The organism is Mesorhizobium sp. P2_A8, from assembly GCF_056404935.1.
Genome location: NZ_JBFUDB010000018.1, coordinates 1 through 15,472 on the forward strand (window position 1 = coordinate 1; position 15,472 = coordinate 15,472).

17 protein-coding genes and 2 pseudogenes are annotated in these 15,472 nt (G+C 59.6%); 13 read left to right on the forward strand and 6 right to left on the reverse strand.

The features are described 5' to 3' along the window. The 3 genes from AC1D10_RS34705 to AC1D10_RS34715 form a co-directional block, all read left to right on the forward strand. Positions 1-987, forward strand: a 987-nt coding sequence (locus AC1D10_RS34705; RefSeq protein ID WP_477279702.1) for an NAD-dependent epimerase, incomplete at its 5' end; no start/stop codon positions are given. 245 nt (positions 988-1,232) lie between these two features. After that, complete coding sequence (locus AC1D10_RS34710) at positions 1,233-1,715, forward strand: hypothetical protein (protein ID WP_477279704.1); 483 nt, start codon at positions 1,233-1,235, stop codon at positions 1,713-1,715. Between the two features lie 220 nt (positions 1,716-1,935). Further along, on the forward strand, positions 1,936-2,391 hold the full coding sequence (locus AC1D10_RS34715) for a BA14K family protein (protein ID WP_477279706.1): 456 nt from the start codon (positions 1,936-1,938) through the stop codon (positions 2,389-2,391). Between the two features lie 513 nt (positions 2,392-2,904). Here the strand turns inward: AC1D10_RS34715 and AC1D10_RS34720 are convergent. Then, a complete protein-coding gene (locus AC1D10_RS34720) occupies positions 2,905-3,189 on the reverse strand; it encodes a DUF982 domain-containing protein (protein WP_477279708.1) in 285 nt (94 codons plus the stop codon). Positions 3,190-3,213: 24 nt separating this feature from the next. Next, positions 3,214-3,516, reverse strand: a complete 303-nt coding sequence (locus AC1D10_RS34725; RefSeq protein WP_477279709.1) for a DUF982 domain-containing protein — start codon at positions 3,514-3,516, stop codon at positions 3,214-3,216. A 566-nt stretch (positions 3,517-4,082) separates the two neighbouring features. Between AC1D10_RS34725 and AC1D10_RS34730 the strand changes: the two genes are divergently transcribed. From AC1D10_RS34730 to AC1D10_RS34760, 7 genes and pseudogenes are all read left to right on the forward strand, one after another. Continuing rightward, entirely contained in the window at positions 4,083-4,307 is a 225-nt protein-coding gene (locus AC1D10_RS34730; RefSeq protein WP_477279711.1) for a hypothetical protein, read from the forward strand. A 193-nt stretch (positions 4,308-4,500) separates the two neighbouring features. After that, entirely contained in the window at positions 4,501-4,953 is a 453-nt protein-coding gene (locus AC1D10_RS34735) for a hypothetical protein (protein ID WP_477279713.1), read from the forward strand. A gap of 383 nt (positions 4,954-5,336) precedes the next feature. Next, positions 5,337-6,092 (forward strand): ATP-dependent DNA ligase, encoded by a 756-nt coding sequence (locus tag AC1D10_RS34740; RefSeq protein ID WP_477279715.1) that lies wholly within the window; start codon positions 5,337-5,339, stop codon positions 6,090-6,092. Positions 6,093-6,179: 87 nt separating this feature from the next. Beyond that, complete coding sequence (locus AC1D10_RS34745; RefSeq protein WP_477279717.1) at positions 6,180-6,389, forward strand: hypothetical protein; 210 nt, start codon at positions 6,180-6,182, stop codon at positions 6,387-6,389. 8 nt (positions 6,390-6,397) lie between these two features. Continuing rightward, entirely contained in the window at positions 6,398-6,646 is a 249-nt protein-coding gene (locus AC1D10_RS34750; RefSeq protein ID WP_477279719.1) for a hypothetical protein, read from the forward strand. 616 nt (positions 6,647-7,262) lie between these two features. Then, positions 7,263-7,750, forward strand: a pseudogene (locus AC1D10_RS34755) (Hsp20 family protein); the annotation flags it as partial. Between the two features lie 82 nt (positions 7,751-7,832). Then, positions 7,833-8,321, forward strand: a complete 489-nt coding sequence (locus AC1D10_RS34760) for an Hsp20/alpha crystallin family protein (protein WP_477279721.1) — start codon at positions 7,833-7,835, stop codon at positions 8,319-8,321. 1,222 nt (positions 8,322-9,543) lie between these two features. Here the strand turns inward: AC1D10_RS34760 and AC1D10_RS34765 are convergent. Next, complete coding sequence (locus tag AC1D10_RS34765; RefSeq protein WP_477279723.1) at positions 9,544-9,930, reverse strand: hypothetical protein; 387 nt, start codon at positions 9,928-9,930, stop codon at positions 9,544-9,546. Positions 9,931-10,019: 89 nt separating this feature from the next. Further along, positions 10,020-10,259, reverse strand: coding sequence for a hypothetical protein (locus AC1D10_RS34770; RefSeq protein ID WP_477279725.1), 240 nt, complete (start codon positions 10,257-10,259; stop codon positions 10,020-10,022). Between the two features lie 1,297 nt (positions 10,260-11,556). Here AC1D10_RS34770 and AC1D10_RS34775 point away from each other — a divergent pair. Then, on the forward strand, positions 11,557-11,814 hold the full coding sequence (locus tag AC1D10_RS34775; protein ID WP_477279727.1) for a hypothetical protein: 258 nt from the start codon (positions 11,557-11,559) through the stop codon (positions 11,812-11,814). 248 nt (positions 11,815-12,062) lie between these two features. On the opposite strand, the gene AC1D10_RS34780 is transcribed toward AC1D10_RS34775, so the two are convergent. Continuing rightward, positions 12,063-12,944, reverse strand: a complete 882-nt coding sequence (locus AC1D10_RS34780; protein ID WP_477279729.1) for a hypothetical protein — start codon at positions 12,942-12,944, stop codon at positions 12,063-12,065. A 124-nt stretch (positions 12,945-13,068) separates the two neighbouring features. Between AC1D10_RS34780 and AC1D10_RS34785 the strand changes: the two are divergent. Continuing rightward, positions 13,069-13,921 (forward strand): annotated as a pseudogene (locus AC1D10_RS34785) (ATP-dependent DNA ligase). Beyond that, on the forward strand, positions 13,921-14,160 hold the full coding sequence (locus AC1D10_RS34790; protein WP_477279731.1) for a DUF768 domain-containing protein: 240 nt from the start codon (positions 13,921-13,923) through the stop codon (positions 14,158-14,160). The pseudogene AC1D10_RS34785 and the gene AC1D10_RS34790 overlap by 1 nt, the downstream one beginning before the upstream one ends. A gap of 362 nt (positions 14,161-14,522) precedes the next feature. Here the strand turns inward: AC1D10_RS34790 and AC1D10_RS34795 are convergent, their stop codons facing one another. Beyond that, positions 14,523-15,002: a GNAT family N-acetyltransferase gene (locus AC1D10_RS34795; protein ID WP_477279733.1), complete on the reverse strand. Its 480-nt coding sequence runs from the start codon at positions 15,000-15,002 to the stop codon at positions 14,523-14,525. Positions 15,003-15,472: the final 470 nt, after the last annotated feature.

The following is a 15,472-nucleotide window of genomic DNA, read 5'->3' on the forward strand; positions in this document are numbered from 1 at the left end:
AATCACGTGTCGAAGCGTCTGCTGGAGCGCGGCGACGAGGTTGTCGGCATCGACAACGTCAACAGCTACTACGATCCGCAGATCAAGGAGGCGAGGCTGCGGCTGCTGGAGGAGGTGAGCCGCAAGACCAATGCGGGCTATCATTTCATCCGCGGCAATCTTGCCGACAAAGGCGTGGTCGACGGCTGCTTTGCCGACCACGCCTTCGACCGGGTGATCCATCTCGCCGCCCAGGCCGGGGTTCGCTACAGCCTGGAAAACCCGCATGCCTATGTCGAAAGCAACATCATCGCATACACCAACATGCTCGAAGCCTGCCGCAGCAGYGCCGTTGCGCACCTGACCTATGCCAGCACCTCGAGTGTCTACGGCGCCAACACCGACATGCCGTTTTCGGAGCATCGGCCGGCCGACCATCCGCTGCAGTTCTACGCCGCGACCAAGCGCGCCAACGAGCTGATGGCGCATAGCTACAGCCATTTGTTCGGGCTGCCGACGACCGGGCTTCGCTTCTTTACGGTGTATGGTCCCTGGGGGCGCCCGGACATGGCGCTTTTCCTGTTCACCAGAAGCATTCTTGCCGGCGAGCCGATCAAGCTGTTCAACAACGGCAACCACACGCGCGACTTCACCTATGTCGATGATATCGCCGAAGGSGTYGTTCGGGCCAGCGACAGCCCGGCTGCCCGCAATGCCGCCTGGGACTCCAGCCGTCCGGATCCGGCCACGAGCAGCGCGCCCTGGCGCATCTTCAACATCGGCAACAACAAACCGGTGAAGCTGACGGCCTATGTCGAGGCGCTGGAAAACGCMCTTGGCAGGAAAGCCATCATCGAACTGCTGCCGCTGCAGGCCGGCGATGTGCCCGATACCTTTGCCGACACATCGGCCCTGGAGCAGGCGGTCGGCTACCGCCCGGTAACGACGGTGACCGAAGGGGTAGGGCGGTTTGTGGACTGGTACCAGGCGTATTTTGGACAGACCTAGCTGAGGTCGCATTCTGGCGCCAAATAGTCCGGCCGTTTGTCAGGCGCCGAGATTGACAAGCCATTGCATGGAACCTAAGCGCAGCGCTTATGTCAGGGCGGGGGTTCCGGCAGTCAAGGAAGCCGCTTGAACGGAATTATCCTGCGACGATGCGTAAGAATCTGCGCGGTGAGGACCTACCTCACGCATCACTACATAATTATCCGGAGGAAGGAACCTAGTGCCACTCGCCAACTTATGGCGAGATGAGCACACGCGGCACCGATTTGCTTTTGCTGAGCCTCCTAGCGGTCCTATTTTGCAGCTCGCTTCTTCAGGCTCAAGCCTGGCAGCCGTTCGGTGTCAGGCAGCTTGGCTTCACATTCGATGTACCCCCGGGTTTTGTGCTGACACAGCGTTCGGACCAAGGCGCGGCTTTTCGGGGCGAAAACGATGCCTTCCTTGCAGTGTGGGGGGCAAGACTCGGCAACGCCAGTTTTCGCGCCGAGATCGAGCATCGCATGGTCGAGGACGAAAAGGCTGGGTGGAAGCTGACCTATAGGCGCGTCACCCCGCGGTGGGCAAGTTACTCGGGCATCAAGTATGGCCAGATTCGATATGTCCGCGCTATCGCGGTCTGCAACGACCGTGCCGCGCTCTTCACCATAAATTACGGCAGGTCGGAAAAAATCCCGTATGACCCGGTTGTTGTAAAGATGGTGCGGTCCCTGAAAGCGGAAGGTTGCTAAGCCTATGAGCACACACGGCATCAACTTCCTGGCAATGGATCGCCAACAACGTCCCTAAGACAGCGATTCCGAAGTCATCTCAGTCGGCGAAGTCACCCCACGAGATAATTGTCGACGTCGGTCGGGATAAGCGGATAGTCGTTCATCCACGATCGGGAACTATACTCATCTTGGGATGTTTGGATGCCATAGGGACGTCAACCATCCTTGGGAGAAGATCATGAACAGGATCGTTTCGGGTATGCTGGCGGCCACACTGTCAGTGTCTTTCGCCTCAGCGGAGATCGTGCCGGCCAATGCACAGCCAACCTATGTGCCGCAAGGGCAAGGCCTATCGTCGGCTGTCCAGACTGTGCAGTACGATCGGTGGAGGACACGCAATTTTGCCCGCAACCGCAGTTTTGCCCGCGAAGACGGCATGTACTGGCGCGGTCACCGCGGTTATCGTGAGTATCGTCGCGGTTATCGCCGGCACGGCGACTTCTGGTTCCCACTGGCAGCCTTCGCAACTGGCGCTCTGATCACTGGCGCCATCGTCAACAATCCGCGCCGCGTCTATCGCGGTGACGATGCCCATGTGCAGTGGTGCTATGACCGCTATCGCAGTTATCGCGCGTCTGACAACACCTTCCAACCAAACTATGGGCCACGGAAGCAGTGCAATTCGCCCTACTGAACTCAGTCGGCCTCGTTGCTTTGAAGATGGCCGTCACCTTTCCGGGGTGGCGGGCCTCTTTTTGCGCTGGAAAGTTTGTTTTTCGGCCCGTTGCCTACGCGTCCGTGACGCGGGTGCATGGAAGTTGTTTCGACAGCGATCGTGCTCGCGCTCGTCATGGGTTAGTCCGGGAGGCGCTGATGTCGCATCCTCGCTCGCGTTACGTCTCAGGAGCCCTGAGCCTCTTGGCCGCCAGATACATCAGCGTCGAAGCTACCCGGTTTTTCGCTCCCAGCCTGCTGTTTCTGCCTGATCAAGCAGATCGTCCAAGTGAGCCGCCAGGGCATCTTGGCAATCGTTGTCATACGGTGCGGAGTTGATCTCATTAGAGGGCGATGTAATGAGTGGTTGCTTTGCCATTGTTAATTCTCGTGAACGTTAGGTTCGATGGTAGGCCGCGCCAGCGTCAGCCAAGATCTTCCCAAACAAACGGAGTTGCAGCGGCGGCGCATGGCCGCCGCTCGTTTTCCTCGTTCAGACGTGTCTCGACCGCGCTTTTTCCGCAATCAGGGGCATTGCGTCGTCCTCGAGCAGAATGTCCTTCTTGCGAGCGAAGGCCAGGAAAACGCCTCTTGCAGTTTCTGCCTCGACGTCCCCGACCAACGCGGCTTTGCAGGCGCGGATGGCGGCTTTCTGTTCCGGGCTGTTGCCACACCACTCAACCGCGAATTGATAGGCATCGGCGACTGTGTGGAGCTGGCGGGGAAAGCCCAGTCCAACCAATATCCGGATTGGCTTTTCGAAGAGTTGGGAAAGCATCGTGACCTCCTCATTCACGACACTCTAGGCCGCGACGCCGCCGCTTTGGCGGCGGTTGCCGACCATACATGGCAAGGCTTCGGTAACGTCCTCATGGATTTTGGCCGACTTGGCGAAACCGCAAAAAGCTTGCCTTGCGGCCGACCGTGGGTAGCTGTTGTCAAATGCTCTCTGACAGGCGCGGAGGGCGGTCTCATAGATAGTGCCCCGTCGGTTTTGTGGCCATTCATAGAGAAATTCCAAGGCGTCCTCTAAGCACGCAATCTCTTGGATTAGGCTGTCTCTGCTCTTGACGAAAACAGGGCGTTCGAACATCCGGTCGTTCATGTGATCCTCCAATTTGAACGAACAATTGAGTTAGGATCGGCGGGCCGGCAGCGGCCCGCCCAGCGAAAATATTGGTTTGGATTTTCTGGCCGTCAAGATGCATTTTCACAAGGTCCTACGCCCCACGTCGGCTTCCTCGCCAGTGGCAATGCGGGTGACGTTGGTAGCGCTCATTCATCGACGGGGAGATGATCGCGCCCAAAGCGGACGGCCGCCCCAACTCCCACAGATGCACTCCCGCATGGCGTGGAACGCCGAACGGCTCGCCTTCGTCGCCTTCCACATTCTGCACAAGGATGGGCAGGATCTGCGGGGCTTGCCGGCGATCAAGCGCAAGGCGATCCTGTGGGACTGGTGAAACCTGCCGACGGGATCATCCAGTATAACCAACACGTCGAAGGCATCGAAGCGCAAGAACAGCCCCTATGGGTCCGACCCGGCATGAAAGCGCGGGTGCCGGTATCTTCGCGGAGAGTCGAAACTGCGCCATGCTTCGGTGCAGGATTTCCGAGAGCTTGCTAAGAAGGATCAGGAGCGCATCCTGCGCACATGAAGGAGAAGGCACAATGACCTTTTACCGTGTGACCACCAGCATCGAGCTGGAAGCCGACGACGCAAAACAGGCCGCCATGCGAGCCCACAGCATGATGCACGACACCGCCCCGACCGAGTTCGTGGTTGAAGACGAAAAGTCAGTCTCCGAACAGATCACCCTGACGGAGGAGGACGCTGCCGAGGCGCGCGCCTTGGCCCTGGAGGGCAAGTTGTTTCCTTCTGAGGCCGGAACCTAAGCCGGCGAGCAAGCTTGTGGCGATATGAGCACAAGCCGCGTGTTGACACTGAACTACCAGACGGGCACCGAGCTTTTACCGGCGACGCTTTCAAGGAAACGACGCCAAGTATCGATCCTTTTGGACGATGGCGCGCGCTTTGCCCGTGTCATTAGAAATTGCTAAAGTGCAATCGATATCGGGAATTGTCAGATTGGATGCTGCACGCATTAGCTTCGAGGCCTGGCGACAGGCAGATTCGGTTGCTCCGCCGCCTAAATATGATCCGTTCCGGGCTGGTGTGACCGGGGCGGCTATAGCCGGTGGCGTGGTTGCTGTTTTTTGTTGGCTTGTCGGCAGCAGCCACATGATCATGACGGGCGAGATCGTCGTAATCGTGATTTTGGCGTTTGCGCTGCCGTACGTCCATCTCCGGAGCGAGGACCGGAAGAACGAGGAGGCCTTTGAGAAAGAATACATCAGGCTATTGGAACTGGAGAGGGTAAGAGAGGAACGCTTGCCTACCGGCAACCCAAAGTCGCTCCCGGCAAGGAACGCTCGCCTGACGGCGAGAAAACCCCGCCTGCCAGTAAGAAAACCCCGCCTGGGGTTTCAGGCGTCGCGTCAACAAATCGCCTGTCGGCGATGTGTTGGCTGGAGAAGCTGATTGTAGGGAAAGCGCCGCAGCCAGAAAGCTTTACCTCGATCGGTAAGGGATTTGGATGGAGCGGCCCGCTTCCCTGGCTGGGTACCCTGCACCGCCCATATCGCTGCCGTGCCCGCACACGACGGCTTTAGGCGTCCATCTCCAGCGGCTCGTGCCTAGGCTGACCGTGCCAGATGACTTGCCTCAAATCGCGCCGGTCGACCCACTGGCTGCATATCGGACAGGTGTGGAAGTGGATGCCATCATCCGTTGGCTGATCGCCATGGCGTCGACCGACGATCGGCGGCCCGAGTTGCGAACGCTCAAACCATGGGTCACGGTAAAAGTCCCGGAACTATTTTAGCTAATCCTTATTTAATGGCGAGTGGGGAGCGTGTGAGTCAATGCGTAGCGACCGTGAGCGGCTGGAATTCATCAAACCGCTGGAGCCGATCCTGGTCGAAGTGCCGCCGGTCAGCGACGACTGGTTGCACGAAATCAAATATGACGGCTTCCGCACCCAGCTGATCCTCGATTGGGCTGGCGTGCGCGCCTTCACCAGGACAGGCATCGACTGGTCGAAGCGCTACTGGCCCGTCGTCAACGCGGCCGAGAAGCTGCCGGCAAAGTCTTTCATCATCGATGGCGAGATGATCGCGCCCGATCCCGACGGCCGGCCGAACTTCCACCAGATGCATTCACGCATGGCATGGAACGCCGAGCTGCTGGCATTCGTCGCCTTCGACATCTTGCACAAGGATGGGAAGGATCTGCGGGGCATGTCGGCGATCGAGCGCAAGGCGATCCTGTGGGATTTGGTGAAGCCAGCCGATGGCATCATCCAGTACAGTCAGCACGTCGAGGGCGACGGCGCTGCGTTCTTGGCCGCCGTGGACAAGATGGGGCTTGAAGGCATGGTGTCGAAGCGCCGCGGCAGCCCGTACCGCAGCGGCGTATCCGATTCCTGGGTCAAGACCAAATGCTGGGATGTCGATGACCTCGACCTGATCGGTGTCAAACGGGAGGCCGGCAAGCAGACCGAGGGGCTGTTCGCCAAGGACGCCAAATATGTCGGAATCAGCGCCTCGAGCGCGATCGTGCCGCGCAACCTGATGGAGTCGTCCCGACCGCGATCGCTGATGATGACGTCGATTGGGTGAAGCCTGGCATTACGGCCCGCGTCCGTCATCTGCGCGGTGAGCCGAAGCTACGTCACGCCTCGGTGCAGGATTTCAGGGAGGAAGGTCATGCCGATTCGACGAAAGGCAACTGACGCCGGCATCTTCGACGAATTCGAGTTAGCCTTGCTTGGGCGCGTTTTTGAACAACTGAAACTAGACAATCAGTCGCGAGACGCTCGCGAGGCAATCGCCTCCCGCATTATCGCGAACTATATGGCCGGCATCACAGATGAAGTTGAGCTGGTCTCACTTTCCAAGCAGCCGTTGGGAAGGTAGGTGGCAAAATGGCAGTGGCTAAGAAGGACCAGGAGCGCATCACCTACGCGTGGATGTACGGCGCCCAGGCGCGTAAGGATGCCAAACAGCGCGCGGTGCCTGACTACTGGAACGAATTCGCCGATGCATGGCTCAAGGGCTTTGACGGCGTGCCGATCCCCGGCGCTGGCAAGCCCAAGTCGATCAGCGACCAAATGGAGGTCGAAGTCGATGAGGCGGCCGTTGCCGATCCGGATGGCGGAACCGAACCCCCCTAATCTGACTTTTCGCTGGATGAGCACACGAGGCCCGTTGGCTCCTTCACTCCTCTAGCGAGGCAGGCTGATGGCGATCCGAAGCTTTGCAAGAAATGTGACGGGAACGACGTCGGCTTGATCTACTCGCCGGACACTAGCCGGCCGGATACGGCAAGGCCAAGGGCAGCTACTCCAGGACAATCGCCACGCTGTCTCATCGATGCGCGCCCCTTAGCCTGCCGAACTCCCCGTTTCCAGGCGGGCCCTTGCCGTCGGTAAGATTCCACGCGGCCAGAAAACATCACCGTGTATGCGGTCGAGCGATGCACCTGACGCGATGATCTCCGCAATCGTCACGTCGTCTATGGATCCGACGACCGAGACGACGTCTTTGGCGTGTCATAGTCATCCTCGTCCTCCCTCGTCCTCCGTTCCAGATACCCCGTGAAGTAGATGGGCATTCGATCGAGCGCTCGCCACCAGCCATTGGAAAGCGGTCGGAAGGCGGTCGCGAAACTGCTTTTAGCAGTTCGCTCTTGACGCTGCGGAAATCGATCCCCAACTCATCTTCGTCGGTCGCCGCGCAAGGGGCCGATGTGTCAGGGAGCGCCAGGCTTCTTGGCGTTCCCTCGTATCTATGTTGCTCCAAGGAGGATGTAGTTATGAGAACGAACTGGACTTTTCCCCCTTCTATCGGTCGAGCATCGGCTTTGACCGCATCTTCAACCTGCTCTAAACGCCAGCCCCCCGCAGAACGCGGATACCTGGCCGCCTTACGATATCGCCAAGCGCGGCGAAGACACCTACCGCATTGTCCTCGCGGTCGCGGGTTTCGGTGAAGACGAGCTTACGATCACGCATGAGCCAAATTTGCTCGTGATCGAGGGCGCCAAGACAGAGAATGACGGGGTTCAGTACCTTCATCATGGCCTGGCGCTGAGGTTGTTCGCGCGCCGCTTCGAGCTCGCCGATCATGTGACCATTGTCGGGGCAAAGCTCGAAAACGGTCTGCTTATCATCGACCTCAAGAAGGAAATTCCCGAGGAGATGAAGCCGCGCCGGATCGCGATTACTGTCGATACCGGTAAGGAGGCGGCCTCCAAGCGCATTGACAGCGCGGCGGCCTCATTTGGCGGTCGGCCTCCAGCGGACACCCGTCCTGCCGTGGGGGCCGGGGCGACCCACAAAACGGAAAGGAGAAGGACAAATGAGCGTACGTGACCTGATTCCCTGGAGCCGTGCCGGCAGCCAGGCACCGAGCATTTACGACATGGATCCGTTCCTGTCGTTGCACCGCAACGTCAACCGGCTATTCGACGAGGTGTTCCGCGGTTTTGACACGCCTTCGGTTCTGGGCCGCGTGGCCCCTCTCAACGGTACCTGGCCAAGCGTGGAGTTCTCGGAAACCGGGGTGACGGCCGAAATCCCGGGGCTAGATGAAAGCGAAGTCGAGGTCATGCTGGATGATGGTGTTCTGACGCTTCGCGGCGAGAAGAAAGCAGAGACCGAGGATAAGGATCGCCAGTTCAGCGAACGCTATTATGGGCGCTTTGAGCGGCGATTCAGTCTCGGCCGTGAGGTCGAAGACGACAAGGTGGCGGCCACGTTCAAGAACGGTGTGCTCACCGTGACACTGCCGAAGACCAAAAAGGCGCAGGCAAACGCCAAGCGCATTGCAATCAACGGCAGCAAGTGACGGTCGCGAATGAGGCCGGGGCTCGATGAGCCCCGGTCCTCGCAGATGGCGAGGATGGTCAAATGACGTCCGACAGCCTCAAACGAAAGAGCGGTCATGGCAATGACTTGACACACGACATCAACTCGGTGCGGGAGGCGCTGGTATTCTTGAATCAATGGCCGAAGGGCCGTCGAGGACCGGCCTACAGCTCGCGGTGAGGATTCGTCAATTCTTGATCTTACCAGGGTGCTCAATCTCAGCCATCAGCCTGTTGAAGGCGGCGGCATCGTTGGCCGTGTCAAACGGTCTTGCTGTGGCTGTCCCATCCACCGCCAGGATGACAGCCAGGAACGGAAAGCCGAGGATTGGCGGCCTATAGACAGCGTATGATAGGCGGTTGTTTTTCATCCCCTATGAGTTAGGGGAGATCCAGCATGTTGCCTAGGTGGTCTAATTCCTCAGAAACACAAAAGAAACTTTGAAGCGTCTCACCCGTAGCATTGCCCCGTAGGCGGCTTGACGGAACATTAGCAATCTCTAATTGTGCCATGGCGGCAGGTGGTGCCCTCCATCACCTTGCCGTAGATCGGGGAACGCATCACCTGATCGGCCCGCGTTTGCCCGCAAGCGGCGCGGGCTTTCACACTAACCCAAGGCAGGTATCAGCGGATCCTCGACTAATCGATTCGCTTGATACGGCCCTTATCGAGGCGGAAGACGCCGGTTTGACCGCCTTGCTTCTCGAAGTCGGTCTGCAGTTCATCCCACGTGCCGAGGTACTCTCCGCAATCAGCGCAAACGATTGGCGTCTCCGGGCGAGCGTCGTGCGGGATTCTGAGCCTTATTGTGAGACAGTAGGGGCATTCCAATCGATGGTCGAGGAACTGCGGGTGGGACATAGCGATAGAGCATGCACTCGGCGGGGTAACCCTGCAAGGTGTAACGGGTCAGAAGGTCTCTGGCACCGCAATTGCATTTGGCATGTGTGGGGTGGGGAAGGTCCCGTCGCTTCGCAAATGGGGCGGCGGGCCTTACATCGGGCACTTGCTGCAGGGGGAGCCGTTGGGGAACGGAAAAGCGGGATTAGGCCATGTTTTTTGCGCAGTTCCTAGTTGGGATGTTCACCTCGTCGGCCGTGGTGGCGATCTGGACTTAACCTAGCAACGGCTTCGTTCTGGAAGGCCCTGGCCTGGACCTTCCTCACTTTTTCCAATGATCAAACACCACTTGCTCCTTTAGCCTACCAAGATGTTCGAGCTCGTATCTCAATCAGGAATCTGGCGGAAGTCTGCTGGAATTTACAGCGGATGTTGCCCGGCACGTGAAATCGGAACGCTCCCGTAACCGGGACGTTGTTCAGACAAGCCGGGATACGTCCCGGCCGCTGAAAACCCGCTGCGAAATTCACCCTGAGAGTAGAGCCACTTCTACGAAGGGCAAGGAACGGGCTGCACTCGACCAGCGTCAGCGCCATGCTGGCGATGGCCGAGCGCTGAACTACTGGCAGGACTGGCTGGACGGGCTTGGCGGCGAGCGTGCCAGCCTCGACAACAACGACGCCAACTATGGCCGAGCCTATCGACTGTTCGAAGAGATCGGCAGCGTTCTCGATGTCGTGGCGCATCATGACCGGCACCGACCGCGCTTGCCAGAATTGCGGGGGCAGCCTGGAGGGCCAGCGGGCTGATGCGAAGTCTCTTCCTAAGGCGGCCAGCGTCACATGCCGAGAATATGCCCAGATTCCAAATGATGGAAGGCGGTCGGAGATGCAATCATCTCGTCGGTAAAGCATTGACGACTGGCCTCGGCAAATTCGGCCACCGCCTCCTCAAGCTTCGAAGCAGCCGCATCGGAAATGTCGATGTGGTGGGTGGCACGGTGGGTGAGCATGGCGAGCCGGGCTTCGCGAAACAAGCTGCTGGTCGTGAAATTCGCGACGTTGAAAGTTACGATCATTTTGCTCGGATTTGATCCGGCCGCAAAGGGCCAGGGCAGATACAAACGCCGGGGTTGTCGTCGTCCAACAATTCGTTGGCACGGTTGAGAGAGGTCTCGGCACGCTTCACACGCAAGCGAGCCTTCGCCAATCAAGCACGTCGACCATCGTTCCGATCCTTTCGGTACGAGGTCCCTTCGATGAACCAACCTCCATTGGCCGCTTTGGTTCCGTCAAATCTGGCCGCCCGGCTGACGGAAATGGACTCGCCACCCGAAAAGGCATCGACCCATCGCCGTCGCGGGCGTCCCGCCGGCTTGGTCGTGAGTGTCAGGCACGGCTGAAAGAGCGCGAAGATACAGGCGGCATCGGTTCTGCAGCTCCCCGTCGATCACGTGACGGTTGGGCTGATGTTGGAGGTGGGCGCGGTTGATGAGGCCGGAAGCCGCAACCGCAAGCAACAGCGGGTTGCCGAAGCCAAACAGCGCTTGGCAACGCTCAATCCGTCGCGTCAGTGAGGCTTTCCTAAACGGCTCGGCAATGCGGCGCTCCGAATCCTGAATAACGCGTTAGTCACAGCAGTAGCAATGCAACCCCCCGGGGGAGGTATCGACCCAGGCCGCCACTTCCACGGACCGGCTCCCATAAGTCTCCGCACGTGTTCTCGTTCTCCCGTTCATCCCGTGCGCGCGTGGGAGGCTCTGACAATGGGCGCTCGTGGTCCGAAATCTTCGGCACAGCTTGCCATCGTCACCCAGTCGCCAGCCGACGTTGGCTCCTCCGTTTCCGTCAAGGCACCGGCCGCACCTGCTCATCTGTCGGCGGCCTCCAGAGATGGTGGGACGAAATTACCAGCGGATATCAGCTTGAGAGCCACCATCTGCGGTTTTTGCAGGCTGCTTGCGAATCCTGGGAGAGAATGCAGCAAGGAGCGCGATCGCAAAGCACGGCCTTACTTTCGTTGACGCGCAGGGCTGTCCGAAGGCTCGGCCGGAAGTGGCCATCGCGCGCGATGCAAAAGTCGGCTTTGCCAGATGATCCGCGAACTGGATTGCCGAGTCTGGCGCCCCACACTGCAAGAAAGGCATCGTTTTCGCCCCGAAAAGCCGCGCCTTGATCGGAACGATGTGTCAGCACGTACGAGGCTCAGCAGAAAGCGTACCATACGGATTAATTTAGCGTTATTTTATATAGTCTTACAGGGAGCCAACGAACCCGCCGCTCCATTCACGGCAGCGGCGGGGCCGTCCCTAGGGATCAGGGGACTCTTGGGGTATTGGTTTGCCCCTGACGACCAATAACCATTAGAGGCCGCTAATGTTCCGTTCCTCACGCGCCGAAGCGCGGTCCCAGTCAGTCCACCAACCCGGCTTCGGCGTGATTTCCTCGATCCTCACCTTGTCACCGATCTCCTCAGAAGAGAAAATTCGACTTTATGTAGTGTTTGGCCTGTCGCAGGGCGACGACTTCCACAACGAAAAGCCCGCAGGCTCCCCCGCCGCTCGGGCTTTTCTTATTTTGGCCTCTAAAGCAGGGGTGCCTATCGCCGGTCAAGCCCCGATCCACGTATCTTGAAGTCCGCCACGACTGCATGCGGAAAGGCGCAGAAGTTGTGTTTTCAGATTGTTCGGCGCAGAATGGCCGTGCGCCCTCTTGTTTAACCCAAGCGCAAATAGAGCGAGGGTCGGCGTCGTCGCGCCGGCCCTTTTGCCTGTAAATCCCAAGCCACGTCTTGAAGTTTGCCACGACAGCATCTTGAGTCCCGGATTCGAGAAGCCGCATTGGCGCGCTCCTGACCACGAAGGACAAGGATAAGATAGTCCCTACTTGGCCCAAGGCGGAACGTGTAGCAGGTCGCGCAAGCACTGCGGCAGGTGCGGTGAGGCCTGCAATTCGGCACAGCTCTTTTCCCATAGCCCGAGATACTCGTCGATCGGCAGACCGGTGCGGCCGGGCCAGCGGTTGAGTGCTCCCAGCGCCTCGACGCAGTGCGGCGCGCGGTCGTATTCGGCGAGGATGGTCAGCGACATCGCCTGAGCGAATGGATTGAGCGCGGGCGTCTCGATCTCGCCGCGATGGTCGCCGAACCACGCCGCGGCGTCGCGGGTGAGTCCCTGACTGTCGGCGAGCGCGGTATAGCCTCGGATGATGTTCTCGCGATACTTGGCAATGGCATCGCCGAAAGCGTTGTCGCCGGCGAACGGCGGGTTCGCCTTCCAGTCCTTCGCGAGGCGTCCGAGGCCACGCAGGGAGAATGCTTCAACCATCGCTTCCTCGAGCCACTGGCAGGGCGGCGCCGGCTTGGCATCCGGCTGCCAGCTGTTGGCAAACACATGGCCGAGTTCGTGGCCGAACTGGTAGGCAAGCTTCGACCAGTCGCGCTCACCGATATCGACAATGATCCAGGCCATGCTGCTGCCGTCCGGATGCAGCCAGACGGCCGGCGTGCCGGAAGTGTGCTCCTCGACACGCAGCTGCGTCGGCTGGCGGTCGGAGAGCAGGCGGACGCCGTCAAGGCATGCATGCCGCATTCGCTCGACGACCTGATCAGCCGCGCCCTCGAGCATGCGGCCCCAGTCGCCGGCAAGCTCGATGGGGGCGGTGAGGAGGGTTGGCCGTGGGTCGGTCGGGGGAGATTTTACAGACATGGCTGCGCAGCGCTGCTCTTCGATGGGCGGGCCGATATTTGAAGTTTCCGTCATCATTGTTTCCTCGTCGCGCTTTTGTTGATGCGCAACGCCCCGGCCGGCCTCTTGGTTGCAGCCCCGGTTTCCGGTTTTGGAACCATCTTAGTTAAAGCTATTGAATCGCGGTTTCGCGAGTCAGTTCATGCGTTTGGTCGAGCCGTTGATGCCGACCTTGGTTGAGAAGCCTCCCAAGTGCGACGGTTGGATTCATGAGGTCAAGTTCGACGGTTACCGCTCGCAGATGATCGTCGACGACGACGGCACGCGGATCTACACGCGCAACGGGCGCGACTGGACTGCCAAGTATCGCGACCTGGTCAAGGAGGCGGCAAGCCTTGGCGCCGAAAGCGCCATCGTCGAAGCCGAGATCATCGTGCTCAGCGATGCCGGCCTGTCTGACTTCGGCGAACTGCGCCATCACCCGCCGGCAGCACGACCTCTATTTCGTCGCCTTCGATTTGCTGCACCTCAACGGCCACGATCTGCGCGATATGGCGCTGGAGGAGCGGCGAGAGATCCTCGCCAGCATGATCGAGCCCGGCGGACGTATCCAATTCAGCGAAGCGCTGCCGGGCGAAGCCAAGGCCATCTTTCATCTGCTGGACCAGGCGGGGCTTGAAGGCATGGTGTCGAAGCGCAAGGACAGTAGGTATCGCAGCGGCCCGTCGACCAACTGGCTGAAGGCCAAATGCTATTCGATCGACGAATATGAATTGCTCGGCGCCGAGCGCGAAGCAGGCAAGCCAGCCTTTGCACTGATGGCGGACCGTGAGACCGGGAGATATGTCGGCTCGGCTTTCATCAATTCGCGCGCCGCCATCCGCGACCGTTTGTGGAAGCCTGTCCAGGAACACGCGGGGCCGCCGCCGAAGGGCATGAAGCGACCGGCGACGCAATGGGTCAAGCCGGGCATTATCGGCCGCGTGAAGCACTTGCGCGGCGAGGAAGATTTGCGGCACGCCTCGCCGCAGGATTTTCGGGAGGAAGGAACCTAATGCCACTCGCCAGCTTATGGCGAGATGAGCACACGCGGCACCGACTCAAATGGATTTCGTCCAACGTCCCGGAGACCGTGGGCGCCGATCCTATATCGGTGGCCGATCTCACTAACAAGCTGTTAGCGGATGCCAAGGCCGCAGGAATCAGCAGCGATGAGATGGAGGAAGATATCGGCAGCGTCTATGAGGCGATCCTCGACGCCCTCGTTCATCACGATGCTGGCTTGGCGGACTGACCGACCCCATCCGCCGCTCGGCGCTATGCTGGTTGTTCCCAGCGCACTCCAGACCTTGCCCGCCTTCCTACAGGCGGGCTTCTTTGTTTTTAGGTGCAACTAATGTTTTCTGCTCAAGTTAGTCCCCGGCCAGCATAACGTCCCCGGCTGGTAACCAAGGAAGCCCGTCACTTTGGCCCACACGGTGGCGGGCTTTTTTTGGCCAGGGAACAAATCTTCAGGCACGCCGTTTGTATCCGCGGGATTTGCCCCCAAAGCCCTTTCCGGCTCGGCGTTGGCCCGCTGCTCTCCCCCCGAGGCAGCGGGCTTGCTTTCTGGCGCTAATGACACCCATCTCGCGGCCATTCCCTTAAAGTGAGATGTCACGAGCGAGGCAACAGCTTGCGCATGATGATCGACATGCGTCCTTCCGCGCCATAGGACGCTGGTTTCCGATCGACAATTTCAAAACCGTGCTTATGGTAGAAGGCGAGCGCCCGATCGTTGCCCTCAAGCACTTCTAGCGCGATGCTCGGGACGCCGACATGGGCCGCAAGGACGGCGTGAAGGATGTCGGCCGCCAACCCGGACCCGAATTCACTCATTTCGATGTGCAGACGGTCGAGCGTGACGTCGCCTTCCGCATCCATTTCGGCCATCGCATAGCCGGCGAGAGATCCATCCGGCCGTTCCGCAACGAACGCCATCTTGTTGGTGTCCGCCAGTTCCTCCGCGAGCCGTTGCGGGGCATGATGGACGTCCGAAATCTTGGCCGTTTCCGCCCAGCCTGCGATAGGCCCATATGTGCGGCGCCAGGACTCGCCAAGCAGCTTCGATACGGCAGGGACGTCCTTTTCGGTCATGGCTCTAATTCGCATCGCTTCACTCGTCGTCGCTGGGTTTACTGAGCCTCACGCTTTCTCGGTGCAAGGTCAAACAATCCCTTCCTCCGGGCCACAGGGAAGCGCCAGGACGCGCGGAGCGCTCCCGCAGCGAGGACAGCAGGCAGCAGAAGCGCGCTCTGGCGAGGTTTGTGCCGCCTGCTAAAGGCTGCAATCTGAGCGGAGAGTGCCGTGGGCATCTTGGGTTGGTTGCTGGGTTTAAAACGCGAACCAAGATTGCCGCGCCGGAAATTCGCGGATCTTATCGCTCCTGTCGTTGGCGATGAAGGGTTCCCTGCCACCGATCCCCAGTTGAAGGAGCTTCGCAAACTCGCTTGTGGCGAACCGCCTCCTGACCTGACTCTGCGACAAGCATCCTTGATATTATCCGCGCGGGACTACTCACGCCTCCTGCTGGAGGATGCACTGGACGGCACTATGACCTTCAATCG

Bases quoted from the DNA above. Each gene is read 5' to 3' on its own strand.
- AC1D10_RS34710 (WP_477279704.1), top strand. From the start codon at position 1,233: ATGAGCACACGCGGCACCGATTTGCTTTTGCTGAGCCTCCTAGCGGTC.
- AC1D10_RS34715 (WP_477279706.1), top strand. From the start codon at position 1,936: ATGAACAGGATCGTTTCGGGTATGCTGGCGGCCACACTGTCAGTGTCT.
- AC1D10_RS34720 (WP_477279708.1), bottom strand. From the start codon at position 3,189: ATGCTTTCCCAACTCTTCGAAAAGCCAATCCGGATATTGGTTGGACTG.
- AC1D10_RS34725 (WP_477279709.1), bottom strand. From the start codon at position 3,516: ATGAACGACCGGATGTTCGAACGCCCTGTTTTCGTCAAGAGCAGAGAC.
- AC1D10_RS34730 (WP_477279711.1), top strand. From the start codon at position 4,083: ATGACCTTTTACCGTGTGACCACCAGCATCGAGCTGGAAGCCGACGAC.
- AC1D10_RS34740 (WP_477279715.1), top strand. From the start codon at position 5,337: ATGCGTAGCGACCGTGAGCGGCTGGAATTCATCAAACCGCTGGAGCCG.
- AC1D10_RS34745 (WP_477279717.1), top strand. From the start codon at position 6,180: ATGCCGATTCGACGAAAGGCAACTGACGCCGGCATCTTCGACGAATTC.
- AC1D10_RS34750 (WP_477279719.1), top strand. From the start codon at position 6,398: ATGGCAGTGGCTAAGAAGGACCAGGAGCGCATCACCTACGCGTGGATG.
- AC1D10_RS34760 (WP_477279721.1), top strand. From the start codon at position 7,833: ATGAGCGTACGTGACCTGATTCCCTGGAGCCGTGCCGGCAGCCAGGCA.
- AC1D10_RS34765 (WP_477279723.1), bottom strand. From the start codon at position 9,930: ATGATGCGCCACGACATCGAGAACGCTGCCGATCTCTTCGAACAGTCG.
- AC1D10_RS34770 (WP_477279725.1), bottom strand. From the start codon at position 10,259: ATGATCGTAACTTTCAACGTCGCGAATTTCACGACCAGCAGCTTGTTT.
- AC1D10_RS34775 (WP_477279727.1), top strand. From the start codon at position 11,557: ATGTTCCGTTCCTCACGCGCCGAAGCGCGGTCCCAGTCAGTCCACCAA.
- AC1D10_RS34780 (WP_477279729.1), bottom strand. From the start codon at position 12,944: ATGATGACGGAAACTTCAAATATCGGCCCGCCCATCGAAGAGCAGCGC.
- AC1D10_RS34790 (WP_477279731.1), top strand. From the start codon at position 13,921: ATGCCACTCGCCAGCTTATGGCGAGATGAGCACACGCGGCACCGACTC.
- AC1D10_RS34795 (WP_477279733.1), bottom strand. From the start codon at position 15,002: ATGACCGAAAAGGACGTCCCTGCCGTATCGAAGCTGCTTGGCGAGTCC.